Genomic DNA, 22,511 nt, shown 5'->3' on the forward strand with positions numbered 1-22,511 from the left:
ATGAAGAGACTTTTTTCTGCAGTTCTTATTTTCAGCGGGACCATCGTTGTAGCCCAAAATAAGGACCACAAAAACTACATTCAAGAAATAAAAGGTACCTCGCTTTCGTTTTCGATGCAAGCCATACCTGGCGGGACTTTCGATATGGGAAGTAATAATTCTGCTCATCCGGAAGAGCAACCTGTGCATCAAGTTAAGATAGCTCCCTTTTGGATGGGTACTTACGAGGTTACATGGGATATATACGAGCCGTTTCTGTATAAGGATTATGAACAATCGAAGCAGACTGAGGGTTCTGTTCCCACGGATGTCGATGCCGTAACCCGCCCTACCAAACCTTATTTAGATATGACATTTGGCATGGGGAAGGAAGGTCACCCTGCGTTGGCAATGACGCACTATAATGCTATTCAATTTTGTAAATGGCTTTATAAACGTACTGGGGTATTTTATAGATTACCAACAGAGGCGGAATGGGAATATGCATGTCGGGCGGGATCAAAAGATGATTATTTCTTTGGTAAAGAGGTTTCCAAAATCGGAGATTACGCTTGGTATGGACAGAATAGTGATGAGCATACGCATAAGGTAGGTGAAAAGAAACCGAACGCATTTGGACTGTTTGACATGTTAGGGAATGTTTCTGAGTGGACCTACGATCAATATCTAGTGGATACGTATAAGGGGCGCTCGGGCAAAGTGTCTGACAACCCTGTGGTGGTGCCGACTGAATTGTACCCACATGTGGTACGGGGTGGTGCGTTTAATAGTACAGTAAAGGATTTACGCTCTTCTGCTAGATCAGCTTCGGATCCGATATGGAAACAATTGGACCCTCAGATGCCTAAGTCGAACTGGTGGTTCCCGGAGGCGCCTTTTGTAGGTATGCGCCTGGTTCGTCCCGTAAAAGTGCCTTCTCACGAAGAGATTATGAGCTATTATGATAAAGCTCCGATAGAAGATTTTTAATAATTTTATTTACCAGTTATAAATAGTTAAAACTATGAATAGTTTCAATAGGAGAGATTTTATAAAGTCTACTTCAATCATTGCAGGAGGCGCTGCTATGAGTGCGGCTCCCGTTAGCTCTATATTTGCGGCAGGGACTGATGTTATCAAGGTAGCATTAATTGGTTGTGGAGGTCGAGGAACCGGTGCCGCTGTCGATGCATTAGAGTCTGGTCAGAATATCAAAATTGTAGCTATGGCGGACGCATTTCAGGATAACCTGGATTCTGCTTATACCAATTTACAGAAGAAATATGCGGCTAAAATGGATATTCCTGAGAGTCGTAGGTATGTTGGATTTGATGCTTATAAAGCAGCTATTAAAGATGCTGATGTGGTGATTTTGACGACTCCTCCGGGATTCCGTCCGATGCATTTTGAAGAGGCTATAAAGGCAGGTAAGCACGTTTTTATGGAGAAACCTGTTGCTGTAGACATTCCAGGTATCCGTAAGGTACTCGAAGTTGCTGCTGAAGCAAAGCGTAAAAAATTAAATGTTGTAGTGGGGCTGCAACGTCGCTATCAGACAAATTATCGTGAAGCTATAAAGCGTATTCAAGACGGTGCTATCGGTGATGTGGTAGCTGGTCAGGTCTATTGGAATAGTGGCGGTGTGTGGGTTCGTCCGCGTAAGCCAACACAGACTGAAATGGAATACCAAATGCGCAACTGGTATTATTTTAACTGGTTGTGTGGAGATCATATTGTAGAACAGCACGTACATAATATTGATATCGCAAATTGGGTGAAGGGTAAGTATCCGGTATCTATTGAAGGGACGGGATCGCAAGCACATCGTACAGGTAAAGACTACGGTGAAATCTACGATAACTTTGCTATTGAAATGACATATGATGATGGTTCAGTAGTGTATAGCCAATGTCGTCACTATGAAGGTACGCATAACCGTGTAGATGAAACTTTTCAAGGAACCAAGGGGAGAGTTTATTTGTCGGCAGGCAACCAGGCTGTGTTATGGGATGCTAAAGGGAATGAAATATATCGTCACGATGCTAAAGGAAATCCTAATCCTTACCGTCAAGAGCATGTTGAATTATTTGCAGCTATTGCTAATGGCGAATATAAATTTGATAATGCGGAGTACGGGGCATACAGTACTTTGACAGGTATTATTGGTCGTTTAGCATGTTATACTGGAAAAGTGATTAAATGGGATCAGGCTATTCAGTCGAATATCAATATTATGCCAGATCGTTATGCTTGGGATGCTCTTCCAAAGCCTCTTCCAGATGAAAATGGTTTATACCCGGTTGCCGTACCTGGAATTAATACACAGATCTATATATAGACTATTATAATGGCTCTTTTAAATATCCACAGACTACTATTGTGTTTTTCAACGTACGCTTATATCCGTGGATATTTTTTTTCTATAATTTTTTTTGCGTGGGGGTGTTGTGCTTATGGACAACATCCCTATGTTTTATCGGGTAAGGCACAAGGAACTACCTATCAAATTAAATATTATGCGGATAAGGAGGAAGTCCTTAAAAGTGAAGTCGATAGTATCCTGGGTGTAATTGACCGATCTATGTCTTTGTACGATATGTCTTCTACGATTTGTCAGTTTAACCATCCAGATACCTCGCAGGTTGTTATGGATAGGCATATGAAAAAGGTAATAGATGCTAGTATGAAGACCTATAAAGAAACTTCCGGCTATTTTGATATTACGGTCTATCCATTGGTTAAGCTTTGGGGATTTGGTGTCGGTGGAGCTCGGGCGGCGCCGAGTCTTAGGGAGGTCGATAGTGTAAGGCAGATTATCGGTATGAACAAACTGCGTATTAAAGGTAACCGCCTGACGAAACTTGAAAAGAATGTGTCAATTGATTTAAATGGTATTGCGCAGGGATACTCTGTGGATGTGCTTGCTGAACATCTAAAAAGTAGGGGGGTAAAAAACTTTTTAGTTGAGCTGGGTGGTGAGATTAGATCTCTGGGGCAGAAACCTAATGGTTCATTTGTCGTGGAGATATACAGACCGGATGGGATCAGCGGTGGACAGGTGCTTAAGGTGAGGTTAAAAAATAATGCAATCACCAGTTCTGGTACTTATGAGCGTCAGCGTAATATTGGAGGAAAGATGATATCGCATCATATGAATCCCCTTACAGGGCAGCCCTTGGAAAGTACTATTGTGAGTACTACAGTTATTGCCAAAACGGCTATGGAGGCCGATGCGTTGGACAATTATTTTATGAGCATGTCACCGCGTGAAGCTATAGCGTTTGCTAATAAGCGTAAGGGGATAGAGGTGTATATTGTTTATTTTGATGGTAATACTTTTAAAGAGTTGCAAAGCTCGGGATTTAATAACTATATTTATTAATTAATCAACGAATAAACCTTGTAATTAAATAATGAAAAGATCTGATTTTTTGAAAAACTCAGGATTGATAGTTGGTAGTAGCCTATTTGCTCCTTCTGTGACGAATGCTTCGTCAACGGTAGTGAAAAATGGCGCTGGTGCTACTTTCAAACTTGACTATGCGCCGCATCAGGGGATGTTTGCCTCAAGCGCAGGAAAGAGCTTTCTTGATGAGATAAAGTATATGCATGATCTTGGGTTCCGTAGTATTGAAGACAACGGAATGGTGGGAAGAACTCCTGATGAACAAGCAAAAATTGGAGCGCTTCTAGCGAAATTGAATATGCGTATGGGCGTTTTTGTTGTACCTAAAGGTGGTAATGGGGCGAATACCCTGGCTGCTGGCAAACAAGAGCACGTCGATATATTTTTAAAAGGTTGCCGTGAGTCTATTGAAGTAGCTAAACGGGTTAATGCGAAATGGATTACTGTAGTACCTGGCGATTATGAGCGGCGTCTTCCTCTTGGCGTACAGACCGCTAACGTAATTGAGGGACTGAAGCGTGGGGCAGAGCTACTCGAACCACATGGTATCACGATGGTTTTAGAGCCCCTGAGTGATACTCCTGACTTGTTTTTACGCTTTACAGATCAAGCTTATGAAATATGTAAAGCGGTTAATAGCCCATCCTGTAAGATTTTATATGATGCTTATCACCAACAAAAAAATGAGGGTAATTTGATTAACCTGATGGATCAATGTTGGAGTGAGATCGCTTATATACAGGTAGGGGATAACCCTGGTCGTAGAGAACCAACGACTGGAGAAATCAATTATAAGAATGTGTTTAAATGGCTTTATAATAAGGGATACAAAGGCGTCGTGGGGATGGAACATGGTATGTCCAAAGGGGGGAAGGAAGGGGAAGATGCTCTAGTTAAGGCTTATAGGGAGGTCGATAATTTCTAATTACTTAAACTTATGAATTCAACTACGAAAGTTAAACTATCTTTTATGATGTTTCTCGAATTTTTTATTTGGGGAGCATGGTTTGTTACATTGGGGACATTTCTCATCAAAAACTTGAATGCAAGTCAATTTGAAATAGCGAACGTTTTTTCTACGCAATCGCTAGGGGCTATTATTGCTCCATTTATTATTGGAATGATTGCAGATAGATACTTCAATGCAGAGAGAATACTTGGGATATTACATTTAGTAGGTGCAGTCCTTATGTATCAGATGTATCAATCTTCGGATGTAACTGTTTTTTATCCTTACGTATTGTCCTATATGATTTTGTATATGCCGACGCTGTCTTTGGTGAATTCGGTTTCATTTAGACAGTTGTCTAATCCGGAGAAGCAGTTTTCAGCTATTCGTATCTGGGGGACGATAGGCTGGATTGTTGCAGGCTTGTCTATTAGCTATTTGTTTAAATGGGACAATGCTGATGCTTCAGGCCAAGGGGCTTTGAAAAATACATTCTTGATGGCTGGAGTAGCCTCTCTAGTACTTGGGCTGTTTTCATTTTTCTTACCAAAAACACCACCTGTAAAAGCATCGGCGGATGAAAAGCCTTCTTTTGCTTCAATTATCGGATTGGATGCGATCAAATTGTTAAAGGATAAGAATTTTTTGATTTTCTTTATCGCTTCTATATTGATATGTATTCCTTTGGCTTTCTATTACCAAAATGCAAACCCATTTTTAGATCAAATCGGATTAGAGAATCCTACAGGGAAGATGACTATCGGTCAGATTTCGGAAGTAGGGTTTCTATTGCTTTTGCCTTTGTTCTTTACACGGTTTGGATTTAAAAAGACAATTCTTGTAGGTATGTTGGCTTGGGCGCTACGCTATTTGTTATTTGCTTACGGGAATGCAGATGAACTGTCCTATATGTTGATTTTAGGAATTGCTTTACATGGTATCTGTTATGATTTCTTTTTCGTGTCGGGACAGATTTATACCGATAGTAAAGCTGGAAAGAAATATAAAAGTGCTGCACAAGGCCTGATTACGCTAGCGACTTACGGTGTAGGACAGCTTATCGGTTTTTGGGTAGCTGGTTATGTAGGCGAGATGTACAAAGGATTGCAAGAGACTGATGTTGCTGCTTTTTGGCAGCAGACCTGGATTATTCCGGCGGGTATTGCTTTTGTTGTAATGATCATTTTTATGTTGTTCTTTAAAGATGAGAAGGTAGGAGCAACGAATGAAGTTTAGTTTGTAAAAGAGAGAGAATTTGTTAAATAAAAATATTGAAATGTCATGGTAGAGAATAATACATATGATGCTATTGTAATAGGTTCAGGTATAAGTGGTGGATGGGCAGCAAAGGAGTTAACCGAAAAAGGACTTAAAACTATTATGTTGGAGCGTGGACGAAATATCGAACACGTTAAAGATTATGTGGCTGCAAACAAGCATCCTTGGGAATTTGCCCACGCTGGTGGAAGAACTCAAGAGATGATCGCAGATCATCCAGTGTTAAAGCGTGACTATCCATTGAACGAGAAAAATCTCGATTACTGGGTCAATGAAAAGGAGAGTCCTTACACGGAGATTAAGCGCTTCGACTGGTATAGAGGTTATCATGTAGGTGGTCGCTCATTGATGTGGGGAAGACAGTCTTATCGTTTAGGAGACCTGGATTTTGAGGCGAATTTAAAAGATGGACATGGTGTAGATTGGCCAATTCGTTATAAAGATATCGCACCTTGGTATAGCTATGCAGAAAAATTTGCTGGTATATCAGGTAGTCGAGATGGGGTGCCATCATTACCAGATGGCGATTATATGCCAGCTATGCCGATGAATATTGTGGAGAAAGATCTAGCTGCCCGCTTAAAACAGCAATATGGAGGTAAGCGTCATTTCATCATGGGACGTACTGCTAATATCACAGTTCCTCATGAGGGACGTGTCAATTGCCAATTTCAAAATCAATGTTGGTTGGGATGTAACTTTGGCGCTTATTTTAGCACGCAATCGGCTACTCTTCCTGCGGCTGTAAAGACGGGGAATCTTACCTTAAGACCTTTTTCTATTGTTACTAAAATCATTTACGACAAAGACACGAAGAAAGCGAAAGGAGTTGAAATCTTAGATGCAGAGACAAATCAAACGTATGAATATTATGCAAAGATTGTTTTTGTATGTGCTTCGGCCATGAATTCTACCTGGGTGTTGATGAATTCGGCTACCGATGTTTGGGAAGGTGGATTAGGTAGTAGTAGTGGTGAGTTGGGGCATAACTTGATGGATCATCATTTCCGTTGTGGTGCAGGAGGTACTGTGGAAGGATATGAAGATAAGTATATCTTTGGAAGGCGCCCTACAGGTCTGTATGTCCCACGTTTTGTGAATGTGGAAGGGGATACGAAGCAGCGTGAGTATGTGCGTGGATTTGGCTATCAAGGGGCAGCCGGTAGAGGACGTTTTTCGGGCTCTGTAGAAGAGGAGGCTGTAGGTGGAGCATGGAAAGATGCTATTTGCGAACCTGGTTCTTGGTATGCAAGTTTCGGTGCTTTTGGTGAGATGCTTCCTTATCACGAAAATCATATCAAATTGGATAAGAATAATAAGGATAAATGGGGGTTGCCTACACTGGCTATCGATGCGGAGATCAAAGATAATGAAATCAAGATGCGTGGAGATATGCAGAATGAGATGAAAGAGATGTTGGAAAGTATTGGTGTGAAGGATGTGAATACTTATGATAATGTTTATGGCTTAGGTCAAGGGATTCATGAGATGGGAACTGCTCGTATGGGGAGAGATCCGAAGACATCGGTATTGAATGGTAATAACCAAGTGTGGGATGCGCCAAATGTATTTGTTACTGATGGGGCAGCGATGACGTCTGCGGGCTGTGTTAATCCATCATTGACCTATATGGCATTGACGGCACGCGCTGTAGATTTTGCAGTTACTGAACTTAAGAAAGGGAACTTATAATATACCGATAGAAACTATATTATGAACAACGAGAGTAGAAGAGATTTTATAAAAAAGGCAGCTGTTGCTGCTGCTGGAATCACCATAGTTCCTCGGCATGTGCTCGGAGGTAAGGGATTTCGTGCGCCTAGCGATATGTTGCAGGTGGCATCAATTGGTGTTGGAGGTATGGGGGGAGCCGATGTAAATAATATCTTTAAAAGTAATAAGGCTAATATTGCTTACTTATGCGACGTAGACACTGCGCGAGCTAAAGGTTCTGTTGAAAAGTTTCCCAAGGCTAAGTTTTATACGGATTTTAGGGAGATGTTAGATAAAGAGCAACAACATATCGATGCGGTGTCGGTATCTACGCCTGATCATAATCATGCTATTCAAGCCTTGGCAGCGATGCAGTTGGGCAAGCATGTGTATGTTCAGAAACCACTGGCTCATGACGTGTGGGAAGCACGGGCTCTGACTCATGCCGCGAAAAAATATAAAGTTGTGACACAGATGGGTAACCAGGGTGCCTCAGGAGATGGAGTACGGCAGATGCGGGAATGGATTGATGCAGGGCTTATTGGTGACTTGGTCGAAATCTATGCTTGGACGGATAGACCTGTATGGCCACAAGGTATAGCTTGGCCTGCTCAGAAGGGCTCTGTACCTTCTACTTTAGATTGGGACAAATGGTTAGGAACCGCCCCACATACGGATTATTTCGACAAATTAGTGCCTTTCAATTGGAGAGGTTGGTGGCCTTATGGTACGGGAGCATTGGGAGATATGGGGTGTCATAACCTAGAGGCTCCATTCAGTATTTACGGTCTTCAGTACGTTAAGGATGTTCAGGCTAGTGTGGGCTCGGTGTATGTAGATGAATTCAAACGCGGTTATTTTCCAGAGTCTTGTCCTCCATCGAGTTCGGTGACGATGACTTTTCCGAAGACAGCCAAAACAAAGGGGGATGTGAAAGTACATTGGATGGACGGTGGTATACAGCCGCCTAGACCTGATGAATTGGGAGCGAATGAAAAATTTGGAGATGGTGGTAATGGTATCCTGATTATTGGAAAGAAAGGGAAAGTATTGGCCGATACATATGCTGCTAATCCACGGTTATTACCAACAACGAAGCAGCATAAAAAAGTTGCGGAGAAATATCAAAGAGTGGCCAACGGTGCTAATGGGCATTGGGCGCAATGGGTGGAAGGTTGCATGGCAGGGTATGCTAATATGGAGATGTCTTCACCTTTTGAGATCGCAGGACCTTTAACGGAAGCACTATTGATGGCTAACCTTGCTATTCGCGGTGCAGATTTAAAAATTGATAATAAATATCCTGGTCGAAGCTTGAAGTTGCTTTGGGACAACGATAATATGCGCGTTACAAATTTTGATGAAGCGAATCAGTTTGTAAAACGCACATATAGACCAGGCTGGGAAGTAAACTATACCTTTTAAATAAAGAGAGATGAATAGAAGAGAAGCAATACAGCGTGTAGCCATGATTTTAGGAGGCTCAGTAATTGGAGCTAATCTGTTTTTAGAAGGCTGTACACGGCCTGCATCAAAAGATGTTGCAGGTCTTTTTGAAAAAGATATTATTGAACGACTTGGTGATTTGGCTGATGCTATTTTGCCACCTACGGCTACTCCAGGGGCAAAAGAAGCTGGGGTAGGTAGTTTTATTCCAGTTATGGTAAGAGATTGCTATACGGAAAAGCAACAAAAGGCATTTATCGAAGGCTTTGCTTCGTTGGATACTAAAGCGAAAGAAGTTAAAGGGAAGCCTTTTGCAGAGCTATCTATTGAAGATCGTACAGCAATAGCGGCGGTACTTGATAAAGAGGCGGGCGAGTTTAATAAAAAGCAATCGGAAGATCAAAAGGAAATCCGTGAGAAAAATAAGGTGAAACAAAATGAGCTTTATCACTCGGAAGAGAATGATCCTTCGCACTGGTTTACGATGTTCAAACAATTGACATTGACAGGCTTTTTTAATTCGGAACTTGGATGTACGAAATCGCTTCGTTATGTCAAGATACCGGGTAAATACGATGGTGAATTCCCGTACAAAAAAGGAGATAAGGCCTTTGCTTAACGTTAAGCGAATCGCTAAAAATAGGGTGCCGCTTAATAAACGGCGCCCTATTTTTTCTGAAAGTGTTTGTACTCAATGGCCATCAAGAACTTTCATGTCTGTTGCTGATCCAAAGGCATCATGAAAGTTTTTTTGTAATAAATTATTATCTTTATTTGGTGACTTCGGAAGGATACTCCAATTTTATATCTAAAATAAGAGATAAGAAATGAACAATCGTAAAGAACTCGATGCTATTATCGAGAGAAATAATGACAATGTGCGTAGACTCCATGAGATAGTTAAACAGACTATGGTGGAGGAGGCTCTGATTGTGGATCGGTTGGTTCATCCACCGAAAGAGATTTTGAGCCGAGGTCAACGTGTATCGGATAAAGTCGCACAATTTGGGGGAAGTTGGCGCTTTATTATCATTTTTATTGTTATTCTCGTAGTTTGGATTGCTTACAATACAATTGCGCTGACAGACGATAAATTTGATCCTTATCCTTTTATTTTGATGAATCTTGTCCTTTCTTGTGTTGCAGCATTGCAAGCCCCGATTATTATGATGAGCCAGAATAGACAGGAGGAGAAAGATCGAATGCGTGGGGAAAATGATTACTTGGTAAATTTAAAGGCAGAATTGGAGATACGAAGTCTCCATCAAAAACTTGACGTTTTACTTGAAGAGCAAATCAAGGGATTATATGAATCCCAGCAGGAACAGTATAAGCTAATTAAAGAGTTGTATCGTAAGGTGGAAAAGTTAGACCGTAAACTGAACCCTTAAGATTTAGCGCCGGAATAGCCTGTCGGGCTAAGGGGCGGGTCGTAAAAAAGTTTGACCACTGTATCAAGCGTGTTGATAAGTGGTCAAATAGATTGTGCCGAACGGAAATGAGTTTAGCGCTCTATCTCCTTTAGACTATTCATTTTTTTGTACTCTAAGAAGCCTTTGATGTCTTCGAAATGTTCTCTGACGCGTTTGTTTCCAAACTCAAATACTTTGGTTGCCAGTCCATCCAGGAAATCCCTGTCGTGAGAAACTAGTATAAGTGTTCCATCAAAATCTTGAAGAGCATCTTTTATTATGTCTTTGGTCTTCATGTCCAAATGGTTGGTTGGCTCATCTAGAATCAAGACATTGACAGGTTCCAATAACAGTTTGATCATTGCAAGTCTTGTTTTTTCTCCACCAGAAAGGACTTTAACTTTTTTGGTGGTGTCGTCGCCGCTGAACATAAATGCACCGAGCATGTCTTTTATTTTTACACGAACATCGCCTATTGCAATCTGGTCGATAGTTTCAAATACGGTTAATTCTTCGTCTAGTAAAGCTGCTTGATTTTGGGCGAAATAACCTATTTTAGCGTTATGACCTACTTTTAAGGACCCTTCAAAGTCAATTTCTCCCATGATAGCTTTAATCATGGTTGACTTTCCTTCTCCGTTTTTGCCTACAAAGGCTACTTTTTCGCCACGTTCGATGACCATCGCTGCCTTTTCAAATACGACATGTTCACCGTATTTTTTAGTTAGTTCTTCTACCATTACGGGGTATTGTCCGGAACGGGGAGAAGGTGGGAATTTTAATCGCAAGGCTGATGTATCGACCTCATCTATCTGGATGATTTCGAGTTTTTCTAACATTTTGACCCGAGATTGTACCTGTAGCGTTTTAGAATAGGTTCCTCTAAAGCGATCGATAAATTCTTGGTTGTCCGCTATAAAGCGCTGTTGTTCTTCGTACGCTTTTAGTTGGTGTAGACGACGATCTTTACGTAGCTCGAGATAATGACTATATTTGGCTTTATAATCGTAGATACGTCCCATCGTAACTTCGATGGTACGGTTGGTAATGTTGTCTACGAAAGCTCTATCGTGAGAGATGACAATAACTGCTTTGGCTGAATTGATCAAGAATTCCTCTAACCATTGAATACTTTCAATATCCATGTGGTTTGTAGGTTCATCGAGAAGAATTAAGTCTGGTTTTTTTAAGAGTATTTTTGCTAATTCGATGCGCATGCGCCATCCTCCAGAGAATTCGGAGGTCTGACGGGTGAAATCTGCACGTTCGAATCCTAATCCTTTGAGCACCTTTTCAACTTCTGCGTCGTAGTTTGTCTCTTCTATAGAGTAGAATTTTTCGCTTAGTTCGGACACCCGTTCGATTAGTTTCATGTAATCGTCGGTTTCATAATCCGTACGTATATTAAGTTGTTCATTCAGTGTCTCTAATTCATCGCGCATCTGATAGACTTCTTCGAACGCTTTTGAGGTTTCTTCGAAGACAGTCATATTATCTTGGGTGAGTAGGTGTTGCGGTAAGTAGGCAATAATGGCATCCTTAGGTCCTGATATATTACCGGATGTAGGTTTGCCGGCACCTGCAATAATTTTTAACAAGGTGGATTTACCAGCTCCATTTTTGCCCATAAGCGCTATTTTGTCATTTTCGTTGATCGAAAATGAAACATCGCTGAAAAGAGTTGTGCCTCCAAATGACACAGAGACATTATTTACGTTGATCACTATAAACCGATATTAAAATAAACCGCAAAGATAGCATTTAGATGTTAGATGTAAATCATCAGATTTGAGATAGTTGATCCTTATCAAAGATGGCGTTTATCCCTTTGCTTACCCAGCTTTCGCTTGATGCTCAGGACAGTCTATCCGAAGGTCTTTGGTATCTAGTTTTTGATTGAGTAATCTACAGAAATGTGTTCCGTCATCTGTTGAATGGTAATAGGAGCAACTGATACACATCCTTTGCACGCTGATTATTCCAGATTTATTGAGATGACCGATAATTTCCAGTAGACTGGATAGCAGGGTTTCTTTGCTCTTATCGTCCAACTTATCGATAGGTGTTCTGATTTCCTTCGTGAATAGGGATGTCCGCTCGGCTATATTTCTCCCGTTGTCGGTGAGATTGATGGTGTAGCTTCTTGTGTCTAATCCGCCATATTCTTTGACAATGAGTTTCTTTTGCTCCAATGTTTTGACTGTGTCACTAATAGTAGCTTTGCTCATGTTGAATTCTTCAGCGAGGTAGCTTACTTTTCTATTTTCAGGACCATGATGAAGTAGAAAAATCAATAATTGTATTTGAGTGGGTGTCAAAGTGAATTCTTTGCTTTGTTGCCACAGCAGTACGCGAAAAGATTGAGATATTCTTTCGAATGAAGCTACAATTTTGCTTTCTATGTTCTTGCTCTGTTGTTCCAGATCGAAATCAGATCTGTTCATGCTATATATTGTTTATTTACAGTTTTCCATTTCATAGATGAAAACTCCTTTATTGTTTATTTCATTTTGCCATTCGATTTTGACTTTTTCTATATGGCAGAATTTGCATTCATGTGACGTCAATGGTTGACCCTCTTGGTTTTTGATTCTCAGGTACTCTCTCCCATAGTCGTAAATTACAGAGGTATCCGTTATTTCTGCAGGAACAATAATGTCAAAGTGCATAATTGTTCCGTCTTTTTTGGTTACGTAGGTATCCCAAACCGCTACTTGCATGTTTTATTGATTTTTGTGATGTTCTGATTTTGTTTTAACTCATAAAAGATGCCCCTCAAAGATAGTTATCCTATCTAAGTGGGGCAAACTTTTAACCTTTTACATCTTCGATAGACGCGCCAAAGTTGATGTGTAATACATTTCCTTGCGGTGTTACTAGAGCTGGTACTGACTTTACTCCAACTTTTTCAGCTTCCTCTATCCGGTCTCTCACTTCTCCGATGTTTACGACTTCTACGTTGTCAATACCTAGAAGATTGATGATGTCATGTTCTGCGCTGACGCATACGGGACATCCTGCGTGGTAAAAAACTGATTTTGACATGTTTGTTGTATTTTAATTTACTTCTGGGTAATATTACCTCTTCAAAGGTAGTTAGGATTCCTAACTAATTCAAATTGATGAATAAAGATAATTGCCTGGACCATTCGTATTTTTAAAATCTGTGCTACCTCAGATGTCATGCATTTTTCAAAAGATGTATTTTACGAAGAAGTCTAATCGTCGAGATGTAGGGCGCAGCACTTTTTTTATGAACGAACCGGTTATAAGGATAAGGATAGGGATTCTCTTTACGACGATGTGATAGCCGAACTTAAGCAGTTTTACGATGCCGTATAACACAGAATTTATTAGAATGGCATTTCGAGTTTTTTGCCCGCGTATTTACCTTTTTCAATCTTGAAAAGGACTACATAACCGCCTGCTCCGTCGCCGTTTGTGGCAACGATGTACAAGCAATCTTTTTCATAGTCGTAGTAGCACCCTACACTTTCATTATTGATATTGAAAAGATTTTCGATATCTCGCTCAGGAATTCTTATCGTCTTGTTTCTGATCTGAATGATAATTGATTTATAGTGTGTCTGTGGTATGGTACCGTCAGTACCCCACATTTCCTGTCCTTTATAACGGTCCAGAATACTGTAAGTTCCATAGTCCGAAATAGAAAAGTCCTTTTTGTGTTTTGCATAGTCAAAATCGTCACTTTCGATATCGATTTGAATATCCTTCATTTGAAACGACGCGGATGCTCTGTTTGATAGGAGCGAAGGGATTTGTTCGTAAGAGGCAATTTCTTTGAGCCTAGATTTATGGATATATCCCGTAATCAGTTCGTTCTTTTCATTTCGATAGTCAGCAATACGCCAATTTCCAAATTCGTCGTCATGGAATGTATAGACGATTTCTTCAGAATTTATTTTTCCTACAATGCGGCTAGTTGCACTTGCCTTCTCCCTAAGATTGGTATAACCATCCTTATCGATAATTTTGGCAAATTGCGCAAAACATGTAGAGGAAAATATAGAAAGAAGAATAAAAGTTAAGAATTTAAGCATTACTGTCTATGCTAATTTTTCATTACGAATTATTTAATTTTCAAAAGAGAATCGGCTGTATGTACCCGGAGCGGCATGATCCCCTTCCTGGAAATCAAAAGTCACATATTTTATTCCGGTTTGTTCTGTCAAAGTGAAGGTAGCTAGGGTTAAATAGGCTCGCGCACCAGTAGAACCCATTTGTTGTGTCAAAACTTGTGGCTGTTCTATTTTAACAAATAATGTGTCTGTGTTCTGTCTAACGAAATCTAATTTGACTTTTCCATCGTAGTTTTTATTGATAATTCTTAACGCGTTATCAATAGAATGAGGCCGATTTTGGTTAGAATCGATACGGATAAGGGTGTCTGCCTGATAGTCATATTCCCACAACGGAGCATCTTTGTTGATACTATCGTCGTGAAGAGATTGTTGTTCGGGAATATTATTTGATTTTGTGTCGGTTCGATTATTACAGGAAGCTAAGAATAGGCACAACAAAACGGTTACCGTTTTGTTGTGAATAATCCGACGTATTTGCATATTCGATTTGATTCGTTAAGTTGTAAGATTAATAGTTCTTAAATATACAGGAAATATAATTGAAAATTATTCTAAACGTTTCAGACGGAACAGTAATTGTTGTATCGTCTCTTGCGCATCATCAATTATCGATTGAGAAAAGGTCTCTGGGAATAATGGGCCTCTTGTACGTTCTATATGTGCGTAATATTCTTCAATATATTTAATGTGATTGTTAGGTCGTTTCGTTTCGGGAATAACGATATCCAACGTACCCTTTAATGAAAATGTAGTTTCTACAAGACGATCAGTAATATCTATAAGCGACGCGATCGCCTGATCTAGCGAGATATGCGTTTCGTAGCTTCCTTTTCCTGTGATGGACCAATGGATTAATTTAAGTGAATTACGAAAAGAAATGAGTTCGGCCAAAAAATTAGCGATGTCTTTGTTGTTTGATTTTGTACTTGCCATTGTGAGATGTCTATAGTTAAATGAACTAAAGTGATTGTCGTAACATGAACAAGTGGAACTGTTTTTTGTTTTTCTAAGTTTTTAGAGGTAGCGGGTCGGTTAGTCGTTAGGAAGGATATAGGTAAATGTTAAATTTAGCTCATTTAATGTTTTTTTTACCTGTTTTTAACATAAAATAGCTCGCTTAACATTGGCTTAACACTTCGTTAAAGTTCTCTTTATATTAAAATAGCACTTTTGTGCTGATGAAAAGAATCAGACATACCTGTTTTGGCTATTTTGGACTCGTGGTATTGACTATTGCCAATAGCTGTACCTCGAAAGACCATTCTATAAAAATGAAAGGGTCGGATACAGAAGTGAATTTAGCAGTTAATCTAGCTGAGAAATTTACGGAGATTGACCCCAGTTTTAGTATTGCGATATCGGGTGGAGGATCCGGATTGGGTATTACCTCTTTGTTAAATGGACAGGCGGACATAGCGAACTCCTCACGGCCATTGTCTGAAGAAGAAATCAAACAATTTAGGGATAAGAATATACCGCTTAAGACGGTGGTCTTTGCGGAAGATGCGACTGCTTTCATTGTTCATAAAGACTTACCATTGGAAGAGTTGGATCTAGAGACTTTAGGGAAGATTCTGGATGGTAGAATAAAAAACTGGAAAGAACTGACACCGGTAGATTTGCCCATTAATATCTATGGTAGGCAAAGTAGTTCGGGTACTTATTCCTTCGTGAAGAAGAAACTTAAGATTGAATTTTCACCCTCCGCAAAGGAAATGACGGGTAATGCACAGATTATCGAAGGCGTAAAGGTGGATAAATCAGGAGTTGGGTATATCGGAGCAGGTTATGTGTCTGACGAACCAGAGCGTAAACAGGGGATACGGCTTGTCAAAATAAAAGAAACCCCTACAGCTGTTGCTTATTCGCCTAATGATCTTGAAGCTATTAATAATAGTAAGTATTTTTTTCAAAGACCTTTGTATCAGTTTGTAATTGAGAGCTCTTGGGAAAAGGTACGGCCTTTTATTGAATTTGAACAAAGTGAAAAGGGCAAACAGATGATCAAGGAACATGGTTATTATATTAAAGACAAGTAGTGTCTGTACATTAAAGAAATAATATATTCTAATGAAGTATAAAACACGATTATCCCTGGATGTAGCATTCAAGTATATTTTCAAAATTACGGGACTGCTTGTACTGGCAGCATTGGGTGGAATATTGGCCATGCTTGTCTACAATTCGTTTTCTTTCTTTCTGGACGTTAAACCTTTGGATTTTATTACTGGAATGGAATGGAATCCGACAGGTAAAACCCCGAAATATGGTATGCTCCCTTTAATACTAAGTACGACCTTAGTGACCTTTGGCGCAATGTTGATTGCGATCCCGTTAGGTATTGGTACTGCAGCTTTTATCGCGGTATACGCCAGCCCTCGATTAAAAAATATTTTAAAGCCTGTTATCGAAATGTTAGCTGCGGTCCCATCTGTAGTAATTGGTTTCTTGGGTATTGTTCTGGTTGGGCCAGGTATCGCTGATCTTGCAAGTTTGCCCAATGGTTTGAATGCATTAAATGGAGCTATTCTTTTGGCGGTTATGGCATTGCCAACGATTATTACGGTGGCAGAAGATGCTATTCATGCTGTTCCGAAGACTTATAAAGAAGCTAGTTACGGTGTAGGTGCTACCAAGTGGCAGACATTGTGCCGAGTGATCATCCCTGCTGCGGCTCCAGGAATTATCGCTGCTGTGATGTTGGGTGTAGGTCGGGCTATAGGCGAGACAATGACAGTACTTATGGCCACAGGAAACGCTTCTTTATTACCTGAAGGTATGTTTGATTCGGTCAAGACAATGACAGCAACTATTGCTATTGAGATGGGAGAAGTACCTTATCGGACAACGCATTATTTTGCCCTTTATGCCATTGCTACCGTTCTGTTTTTTATGACCTTGATTGCCAATTTAGTAGGCGAATTTTTTATTAACCGTTTTAGAAAATATCATGCAGCTTAGAAAATTTAATTTTACATCGATAATTGAATGGGGTACCTTGTTATTGAGTACCGGGCTTGTTTGTTTTTTTCTGATTGTTATTCTTTGGGAAATTGTATCAAAAGGAGCTAGTTCTTTGTCTTGGGAATTTATCGTAGATGTACCCCGAGAAGGGATGACCAAGGGTGGAATTTTGACACCTATTTTAGGAACGGTACTACTTACATTGTTGACAGCCTTGTTCTCTATTCCTTTTGGTGTGTGTTGCGCCATTTATTTAAATGAGTATGCGGAGGATAATTGGCTGACTCGTATAATACGTGCAGCAATACGTAACCTGTCGGGAGTTCCTTCAATAATCTACGGTTTGTTCGGACTGGCATTATTTGTTCAGGCTTTGCAATTTGACACCTCGATGTTATCTGCAGGATTGACCCTAGGTTTATTATCGTTGCCCTATATCATTACCACGACAGAAGAGGCACTGATGCGTATCCCTGCAAGTACGCGTGAGGCTGCCTTGGCGGTGGGTGCCACAAAGTTTGAAACAATCAAGGATGTGGTGTTGCCATCGGCAATGTCGGGTATTCTTACAGGGGTAGTATTGACATTGTCGAGAGCAGCAGGAGAGACGGCTCCCATTTTGTTTACGGGTGCTGCCTTTTATATTAATGGATTAGGCGGAGCTGTGGACAATGAATTTATGGCATTGCCGTATCATTTATATATGTTATCCACCCAACACCAATCTATAGAGGAGGTACGGCCTATCGCTTATGGTACGGCTCTGGTATTAATTATCGTTGTCTTTTTGTTGAATTTGACAGCTTTTTATATACGTTACAAATACAGGAAAAATGAAAACTAAGTTATCAGCAGAAAATCTAGAGATAAGTTTCGGAACGAAGGAAGTGTTGAAAAAAATCAATGTTTCATTCGCTGAAAATGAAATTACTGCCCTGATAGGGCCATCCGGATGTGGCAAGAGTACCTTATTAAGGAGCTTTAATCGTATGCATGATCTTTCTCCTGATGCGAAGATTACAGGAACACTTAAACTGGAAAATCTGGACCTTTATGATCGATCTATTCCCGTCACAGAGATTAGAAAACGTATAGGCATGGTATTTCAAAAAGCGAATCCTTTTCCAAAGAGTATATATGAAAATATTGCCTACGGACTAAAAATCAATAATCTTCCATACGGAAAAGATGTAATCGAGAAGGCGCTTAGGGAAGCATTTTTGTGGGACGAAGTCAAGAATGATTTAAAAATGCCTGCGACACGACTTTCAGGTGGACAGCAGCAGCGATTATGCATCGCACGAGCTGTGGCTTTACGTCCTGAGGTCATTTTGATGGATGAACCCTGTTCGGCATTAGATCCCGTTAGTACTTTAAAGATTGAAGAGTTGATATCGCATTTGAAGGAAAAATATACGATTGTGATTGTTACGCATAACATGCAGCAGGCTCAACGTATTGCTGATAAAACTGTATTTATGTATTTGGGAGAGGTTAAAGAGGAGGGGCCTACGAGTCAGATATTCAACGCGCCGAAGAATGAAATGACACTGAATTACATTAATGGTAATTTTGGATAGGTGGTATGGAGTATGCTAGATTCGGTGGTGTAACCTACGGATATAATATGCTAAAAAGTGTAATCTGATGAAACTAGCGGATTACACTTTTTGTTTATCGCTCTAGCTTTTCGACTTGTAGAAGATCTTGTCTATCTCATAATCCTGCAAATACTTCTTGAACCAGCTCTTTGGAAAGTTCTTTGTTATTTGCAGTAATTATACCCAAATTATAAAAAGTTTCCTGAATACCGTCGATAAATTTCTGTAAAAGCGCGCTCCCCTCTGTCTTTGAAAGACCAATGCAATAATCTATTGGGAAAACTACTGTTTGTGTAGTTGGTAGATTTGATTCAAACAATTGTCCCGTAGAATTGTTGTTGAGTAAATAATAATTTCAACCTATTAGATTATGAGAAGTCTCTTGTATATAATATCAAACGTATTGCTTTTAGCCACAATCGGCTGTAACTCCTCCTCGCAAGAAGGTGATACTATTTATTTCGGCGGACCTATTTTGACAATGGAAGATTCGCGGCCAGAGGTAGAAGCGCTCGTGGTGAAAGATGGCAAGATTGCTTTTGTGGGAAGAAAAGCTGAAGCTCTCAAATGGTCAGGTAAAGGTACGATTGAGGTCGACCTAAAAGGTGAAACTATGTTGCCCGGGCTGATCGATGTGCATAGCCATATCACTTCTCGCGCAGGAATGGCACAGGCGGTAGATTTGTCTCCTAGTCCTTATGGGACAGTCGACGATATCCCTCATCTACAAGAAGTTATTAGGAGTTATATTCTAAAACAAAATTTGCCCGAACAGGCTCCAATACTCGGAAACGGTTACGATGATGCAATTATGAGTGAACATCGACATCCAACACGGGCCGAATTGGATGCGATCAGTCAGACACACCCTATTATTATCGTCCATGCTTCAGGGCACGCCAGCGTAGCGAATACAGCTATGTTTAAGTTGCTGGGCATTAAAGAGGATGTCAAGGATCCTCAAGGAGGACATTACGGCAGGGATTCAAAGACTAAATTGTTGAATGGTAAAATGGAGGAAAATGCCAGTTTTGAGGCATTGATGAAGTTAACAAGTCTTCTGCCTAAGCCGACAAAGACCGATAGTATTTCTGATGAGATAAAGAGCTTTATTGCTGCGCAAGATGAATGGTTGAGTTATGGACAAACAACTATGTGTGATGGACGTACAATGGGAGTAGGGTTAGATTTGTTAAAGGAGATTGCTGCAAAAAAAATATTAAAAGCTGATTTGGTCTACTTTCCAGATTTTGAAGCCAATAAAAAGAATTGGGAGGTATTGGCAAAAGACTATATGCGCTATGAAAACAGGTTGAAGCTGGGCGGATTTAAATTTTCAGACGATGGTTCACCGCAGGGGAAAACCGCATGGCTTACTGAACCCTACTTAGTTCCTCCCGAGGGGCAGACCAAAGACTACAAAGGATTTCCAATTTTCACCGACGAGGTCTTGTATGCCGACTTAAAGGCAATTTTTTCAAAAGGAATAACGGCTCAACTCCATGTTAACGGAGATGCGGCCATAGATCAAGCCATTCGTGTCATCGGAAAACTCAAAGAGGAGGGTATTTATAAGCCCGAAATGCGGGCTACATTAATACATGTACAGAATAGCCGACCGGATCATATCGAGAAAATCAGGAAGTTGGGTGTAATCCCATCTTATTTTTCTGCGCATGTCTATTTATGGGGCGATTGGCACTATCAAAGCGTGTTTGGTCCCAAGCGGGCTGCATTTATAAGCCCGGCTGAAGCTGCAAAAAAGGCGGGTATTACTTTTACTATGCATCATGATGCACCTGTAACGCCACCAGACCTGTGGACAGGTATTTATGCTGCGGTCAATCGAACGACACGTTCAGGAATGGTGCTTGGTGGAGATCAAAAAATAAGTGTATGGGATGCCCTAAAAGCAGTTACGATAAATGCGGCATATCAATATCAAGAAGAGGATCGAAAAGGATCGCTGGAGGTAGGTAAGTTAGCTGATCTTATTATCGTAAATGAGAATCCCTTAACATTAGACCCTGCACGACTGCGATCGATACAAGTCATGGAAACCATAAAGGAAGGCAAAATTGTATTTAAACGTTAAACCTATACGCTATGAAAGCTTTTTTAGTATTCGTTATACTCTTGTTCTTTTTCCGGATCACTTATGGACAAGGACACTATAGTGGATCTTCGTTTAATCCGAACGATTACTTTGCTCCTCATGCCGGTATTATTATTCCGGTTTGGTATGGATTTGCGAATATGGATTACTATAATGCAGCGGGCAAAAAGTCGGATCAACTTATTAATCCAGTGCCTGAAAACCCTACTGCATTAAATATTAAACAAAATGTCAAAACGCACTCGTTTATTCTGATGGCTATTTATGGAGGTAAGGGTAAAATATTGGGGGCCGATTGGGGCATGATGGTCATACCTACACTCAATAGTCCAACTGCTAGTATTGCTTTGGATTATTATTCACAGCAAACTGGAACGGGTAATTATACTTTTACGAATAAGAGTCTTGGTTTCGGAGATATGTATATTCAACCCGTCTGGCTATCGTGGAAGCAGAATAAGATGCAGTATGCTTTAAATTACGGTGTATGGGCTCCTACAGGCAAGTATGAGCCTAATAGTCTAGATAATGGCGGTCATGGATATTGGTCTCAGAATATTCGAGGCGCCGTAAAATATAAGCCCATTGGACAGGTTGGAATCACCGTAGCTACGACTTTGGAGATAAATCATTGGCAAAAAGATACTGATTTTAGAGAAGGAAGTCATCTTACGATAGATGGAGGTGGTACACACCTTCTAAATTCACGTGGTGATGAAATCGGAATATTTGGTCATTATACCAAGCAGGTGTCTGATGATAAGGGCAGTACAGGTAGTTTTTTGTCCGATAGAATAGCTGGGGTAGGTGGTTTTGTGTCGTATTGGATCGTTCCTAAAAAAGTGGGAGCTATGGCTCGTGTGACCCAAAACTTTTCTACGGAGAGTAGGTTTGGGGGCATTGCATTTCAGACAGGTCTCAACATATTGATACCGACATCCCCCCATTAGGAGTTTAGTTTCTAGATTAGATGTGGTACCGTTTTCTTATTTATACAACAATCAGGTTTGAGGCCGAATGACAGGGCGCGGCATGTCCTTTTGAAGGTATTCTGTCTAAAAGTTGAAATAATTAAAACGTTTGACCATTCGGGTTGTTCTATTATCGAAACAACAGATTGGAAACAAATAATAGAAAGGAAAAACTATGAACAAATTGACTTGGAAAGGCCGTTGGAACGAATTGAAAGGTAAAGTGAAACAACAGTATGCAGATATGACAGATGATGATTTACTTTATGCGGAAGGTAAAGAAGAAGAGTTGTTAGGTAAGTTGCAAAAGAAAACAGGTAAAACCAAAGATGAGGTTGAAAGTTGGTTAAATAATTTATAACAATTTCTTATTTAGGAATAATAATGTAAAATGAGAGGTATTTTCAGTAATGGAAATACCTCTCGTTCTATATACAGAATATGGTTCAAACAATTATTTTAGTAGACTGAAAATAATTGGGGAGTGTAACTCAAACTGTGTCATTGGATAATTAACCAAAATCTAAAAGCCTCTATCAAGTTTGAGCCTATCCCCAAATTTAATGTAAAGTT

At 40.1% G+C, this 22,511-nt stretch carries 23 protein-coding genes; 16 read left to right on the forward strand and 7 right to left on the reverse strand.

Annotated elements, in window-relative coordinates; all coding sequences use genetic code 11:
- The 9 genes from B5X76_RS20495 (at position 1) to B5X76_RS20535 (ending at position 10,162) form a co-directional block, all read left to right on the forward strand.
- Positions 1 to 969: a formylglycine-generating enzyme family protein gene (locus B5X76_RS20495; RefSeq protein WP_079645786.1), complete on the forward strand. Its 969-nt coding sequence runs from the start codon at positions 1 to 3 to the stop codon at positions 967 to 969.
- A gap of 34 nt (positions 970 to 1,003) precedes the next feature.
- Entirely contained in the window at positions 1,004 to 2,317 is a 1,314-nt protein-coding gene (locus tag B5X76_RS20500) for a Gfo/Idh/MocA family protein (RefSeq protein ID WP_079645787.1), read from the forward strand.
- A gap of 9 nt (positions 2,318 to 2,326) precedes the next feature.
- On the forward strand, positions 2,327 to 3,361 hold the full coding sequence (locus B5X76_RS20505; protein WP_079645788.1) for an FAD:protein FMN transferase: 1,035 nt from the start codon (positions 2,327 to 2,329) through the stop codon (positions 3,359 to 3,361).
- Positions 3,362 to 3,392: 31 nt separating this feature from the next.
- A complete protein-coding gene (locus tag B5X76_RS20510; RefSeq protein WP_079645789.1) occupies positions 3,393 to 4,310 on the forward strand; it encodes a hydroxypyruvate isomerase family protein in 918 nt (305 codons plus the stop codon).
- A gap of 12 nt (positions 4,311 to 4,322) precedes the next feature.
- A complete protein-coding gene (locus tag B5X76_RS20515) occupies positions 4,323 to 5,570 on the forward strand; it encodes a nucleoside permease (RefSeq protein ID WP_079645790.1) in 1,248 nt (415 codons plus the stop codon).
- Between the two features lie 45 nt (positions 5,571 to 5,615).
- Positions 5,616 to 7,304 (forward strand): GMC oxidoreductase, encoded by a 1,689-nt coding sequence (locus B5X76_RS20520; RefSeq protein WP_079645791.1) that lies wholly within the window; start codon positions 5,616 to 5,618, stop codon positions 7,302 to 7,304.
- A 21-nt stretch (positions 7,305 to 7,325) separates the two neighbouring features.
- Positions 7,326 to 8,750 (forward strand): Gfo/Idh/MocA family protein, encoded by a 1,425-nt coding sequence (locus B5X76_RS20525; RefSeq protein WP_079645792.1) that lies wholly within the window; start codon positions 7,326 to 7,328, stop codon positions 8,748 to 8,750.
- 10 nt (positions 8,751 to 8,760) lie between these two features.
- The gene (locus B5X76_RS20530; protein ID WP_079645793.1) at positions 8,761 to 9,390 is read left to right on the forward strand and encodes a gluconate 2-dehydrogenase subunit 3 family protein; all 630 of its coding nucleotides are present in this window, start codon (positions 8,761 to 8,763) and stop codon (positions 9,388 to 9,390) included.
- A 208-nt stretch (positions 9,391 to 9,598) separates the two neighbouring features.
- Entirely contained in the window at positions 9,599 to 10,162 is a 564-nt protein-coding gene (locus B5X76_RS20535) for a DUF1003 domain-containing protein (protein WP_079645794.1), read from the forward strand.
- A gap of 113 nt (positions 10,163 to 10,275) precedes the next feature.
- Here B5X76_RS20535 and B5X76_RS20540 read toward each other — a convergent pair whose 3' ends face one another.
- The 7 genes from B5X76_RS20540 to B5X76_RS20570 form a co-directional block, all read right to left on the reverse strand.
- Entirely contained in the window at positions 10,276 to 11,907 is a 1,632-nt protein-coding gene (locus B5X76_RS20540) for an ABC-F family ATP-binding cassette domain-containing protein (RefSeq protein ID WP_079645795.1), read from the reverse strand.
- Positions 11,908 to 12,015: 108 nt separating this feature from the next.
- Positions 12,016 to 12,627, reverse strand: a complete 612-nt coding sequence (locus tag B5X76_RS20545) for a MarR family winged helix-turn-helix transcriptional regulator (protein WP_079645796.1) — start codon at positions 12,625 to 12,627, stop codon at positions 12,016 to 12,018.
- A gap of 12 nt (positions 12,628 to 12,639) precedes the next feature.
- Complete coding sequence (locus tag B5X76_RS20550; protein WP_079645797.1) at positions 12,640 to 12,903, reverse strand: DUF2024 family protein; 264 nt, start codon at positions 12,901 to 12,903, stop codon at positions 12,640 to 12,642.
- A 91-nt stretch (positions 12,904 to 12,994) separates the two neighbouring features.
- Positions 12,995 to 13,228 (reverse strand): thioredoxin family protein, encoded by a 234-nt coding sequence (locus B5X76_RS20555; protein ID WP_079645798.1) that lies wholly within the window; start codon positions 13,226 to 13,228, stop codon positions 12,995 to 12,997.
- A gap of 308 nt (positions 13,229 to 13,536) precedes the next feature.
- Entirely contained in the window at positions 13,537 to 14,244 is a 708-nt protein-coding gene (locus B5X76_RS20560; protein WP_079645799.1) for an SH3 domain-containing protein, read from the reverse strand.
- Positions 14,245 to 14,277: 33 nt separating this feature from the next.
- Positions 14,278 to 14,766, reverse strand: a complete 489-nt coding sequence (locus B5X76_RS20565; protein ID WP_079645800.1) for a hypothetical protein — start codon at positions 14,764 to 14,766, stop codon at positions 14,278 to 14,280.
- 66 nt (positions 14,767 to 14,832) lie between these two features.
- Positions 14,833 to 15,219 (reverse strand): DUF5856 family protein, encoded by a 387-nt coding sequence (locus B5X76_RS20570; RefSeq protein WP_079645801.1) that lies wholly within the window; start codon positions 15,217 to 15,219, stop codon positions 14,833 to 14,835.
- A 245-nt stretch (positions 15,220 to 15,464) separates the two neighbouring features.
- Here B5X76_RS20570 and B5X76_RS20575 point away from each other — a divergent pair, with 245 nt between their 5' ends.
- The 7 genes from B5X76_RS20575 to B5X76_RS20610 all read left to right on the forward strand — a co-directional run bounded on the left by B5X76_RS20575 (position 15,465) and on the right by B5X76_RS20610 (position 22,299).
- Complete coding sequence (locus B5X76_RS20575) at positions 15,465 to 16,325, forward strand: phosphate ABC transporter substrate-binding protein (protein ID WP_139375432.1); 861 nt, start codon at positions 15,465 to 15,467, stop codon at positions 16,323 to 16,325.
- Between the two features lie 31 nt (positions 16,326 to 16,356).
- Entirely contained in the window at positions 16,357 to 17,247 is an 891-nt protein-coding gene (gene pstC / locus B5X76_RS20580; protein ID WP_079645802.1) for a phosphate ABC transporter permease subunit PstC, read from the forward strand.
- Positions 17,237 to 18,094, forward strand: a complete 858-nt coding sequence (gene pstA, locus B5X76_RS20585) for a phosphate ABC transporter permease PstA (protein WP_079645803.1) — start codon at positions 17,237 to 17,239, stop codon at positions 18,092 to 18,094. Before pstC ends, pstA begins: the two co-directional genes overlap by 11 nt.
- Complete coding sequence (pstB, locus tag B5X76_RS20590) at positions 18,084 to 18,830, forward strand: phosphate ABC transporter ATP-binding protein PstB (protein WP_079645804.1); 747 nt, start codon at positions 18,084 to 18,086, stop codon at positions 18,828 to 18,830. Before pstA ends, pstB begins: the two co-directional genes overlap by 11 nt.
- Positions 18,831 to 19,221: 391 nt before the next feature.
- Positions 19,222 to 20,946 carry an amidohydrolase gene (locus tag B5X76_RS20600; protein WP_079645806.1) on the forward strand — a complete coding sequence of 575 codons (1,725 nt, stop codon included), beginning with the start codon at positions 19,222 to 19,224 and terminating at the stop codon, positions 20,944 to 20,946.
- A gap of 11 nt (positions 20,947 to 20,957) precedes the next feature.
- Positions 20,958 to 21,917 (forward strand): transporter, encoded by a 960-nt coding sequence (locus tag B5X76_RS20605; RefSeq protein ID WP_079645807.1) that lies wholly within the window; start codon positions 20,958 to 20,960, stop codon positions 21,915 to 21,917.
- 196 nt (positions 21,918 to 22,113) lie between these two features.
- Entirely contained in the window at positions 22,114 to 22,299 is a 186-nt protein-coding gene (locus B5X76_RS20610) for a CsbD family protein (RefSeq protein ID WP_079645808.1), read from the forward strand.
- Positions 22,300 to 22,511 lie beyond the last annotated feature (212 nt).

Origin of the sequence: Sphingobacterium nematocida, from assembly GCF_900168125.1 — a bacterium.
Classification (GTDB): Bacteria; Bacteroidota; Bacteroidia; order Sphingobacteriales; family Sphingobacteriaceae; genus Sphingobacterium; species Sphingobacterium nematocida.

Bases quoted from the DNA above. Each gene is read 5' to 3' on its own strand.
- pstA (WP_079645803.1), top strand. From the start codon at position 17,237: ATGCAGCTTAGAAAATTTAATTTTACATCGATAATTGAATGGGGTACC.
- B5X76_RS20520 (WP_079645791.1), top strand. From the start codon at position 5,616: ATGGTAGAGAATAATACATATGATGCTATTGTAATAGGTTCAGGTATA.
- B5X76_RS20495 (WP_079645786.1), top strand. From the start codon at position 1: ATGAAGAGACTTTTTTCTGCAGTTCTTATTTTCAGCGGGACCATCGTT.
- B5X76_RS20600 (WP_079645806.1), top strand. From the start codon at position 19,222: ATGAGAAGTCTCTTGTATATAATATCAAACGTATTGCTTTTAGCCACA.
- B5X76_RS20565 (WP_079645800.1), bottom strand. From the start codon at position 14,766: ATGCAAATACGTCGGATTATTCACAACAAAACGGTAACCGTTTTGTTG.
- B5X76_RS20545 (WP_079645796.1), bottom strand. From the start codon at position 12,627: ATGAACAGATCTGATTTCGATCTGGAACAACAGAGCAAGAACATAGAA.
- B5X76_RS20610 (WP_079645808.1), top strand. From the start codon at position 22,114: ATGAACAAATTGACTTGGAAAGGCCGTTGGAACGAATTGAAAGGTAAA.
- B5X76_RS20510 (WP_079645789.1), top strand. From the start codon at position 3,393: ATGAAAAGATCTGATTTTTTGAAAAACTCAGGATTGATAGTTGGTAGT.
- B5X76_RS20535 (WP_079645794.1), top strand. From the start codon at position 9,599: ATGAACAATCGTAAAGAACTCGATGCTATTATCGAGAGAAATAATGAC.
- B5X76_RS20525 (WP_079645792.1), top strand. From the start codon at position 7,326: ATGAACAACGAGAGTAGAAGAGATTTTATAAAAAAGGCAGCTGTTGCT.
- B5X76_RS20515 (WP_079645790.1), top strand. From the start codon at position 4,323: ATGAATTCAACTACGAAAGTTAAACTATCTTTTATGATGTTTCTCGAA.
- B5X76_RS20550 (WP_079645797.1), bottom strand. From the start codon at position 12,903: ATGCAAGTAGCGGTTTGGGATACCTACGTAACCAAAAAAGACGGAACA.
- B5X76_RS20555 (WP_079645798.1), bottom strand. From the start codon at position 13,228: ATGTCAAAATCAGTTTTTTACCACGCAGGATGTCCCGTATGCGTCAGC.
- B5X76_RS20560 (WP_079645799.1), bottom strand. From the start codon at position 14,244: ATGCTTAAATTCTTAACTTTTATTCTTCTTTCTATATTTTCCTCTACA.
- B5X76_RS20500 (WP_079645787.1), top strand. From the start codon at position 1,004: ATGAATAGTTTCAATAGGAGAGATTTTATAAAGTCTACTTCAATCATT.
- B5X76_RS20605 (WP_079645807.1), top strand. From the start codon at position 20,958: ATGAAAGCTTTTTTAGTATTCGTTATACTCTTGTTCTTTTTCCGGATC.
- B5X76_RS20570 (WP_079645801.1), bottom strand. From the start codon at position 15,219: ATGGCAAGTACAAAATCAAACAACAAAGACATCGCTAATTTTTTGGCC.
- B5X76_RS20530 (WP_079645793.1), top strand. From the start codon at position 8,761: ATGAATAGAAGAGAAGCAATACAGCGTGTAGCCATGATTTTAGGAGGC.
- pstC (WP_079645802.1), top strand. From the start codon at position 16,357: ATGAAGTATAAAACACGATTATCCCTGGATGTAGCATTCAAGTATATT.
- B5X76_RS20575 (WP_139375432.1), top strand. From the start codon at position 15,465: ATGAAAAGAATCAGACATACCTGTTTTGGCTATTTTGGACTCGTGGTA.
- B5X76_RS20505 (WP_079645788.1), top strand. From the start codon at position 2,327: ATGGCTCTTTTAAATATCCACAGACTACTATTGTGTTTTTCAACGTAC.
- pstB (WP_079645804.1), top strand. From the start codon at position 18,084: ATGAAAACTAAGTTATCAGCAGAAAATCTAGAGATAAGTTTCGGAACG.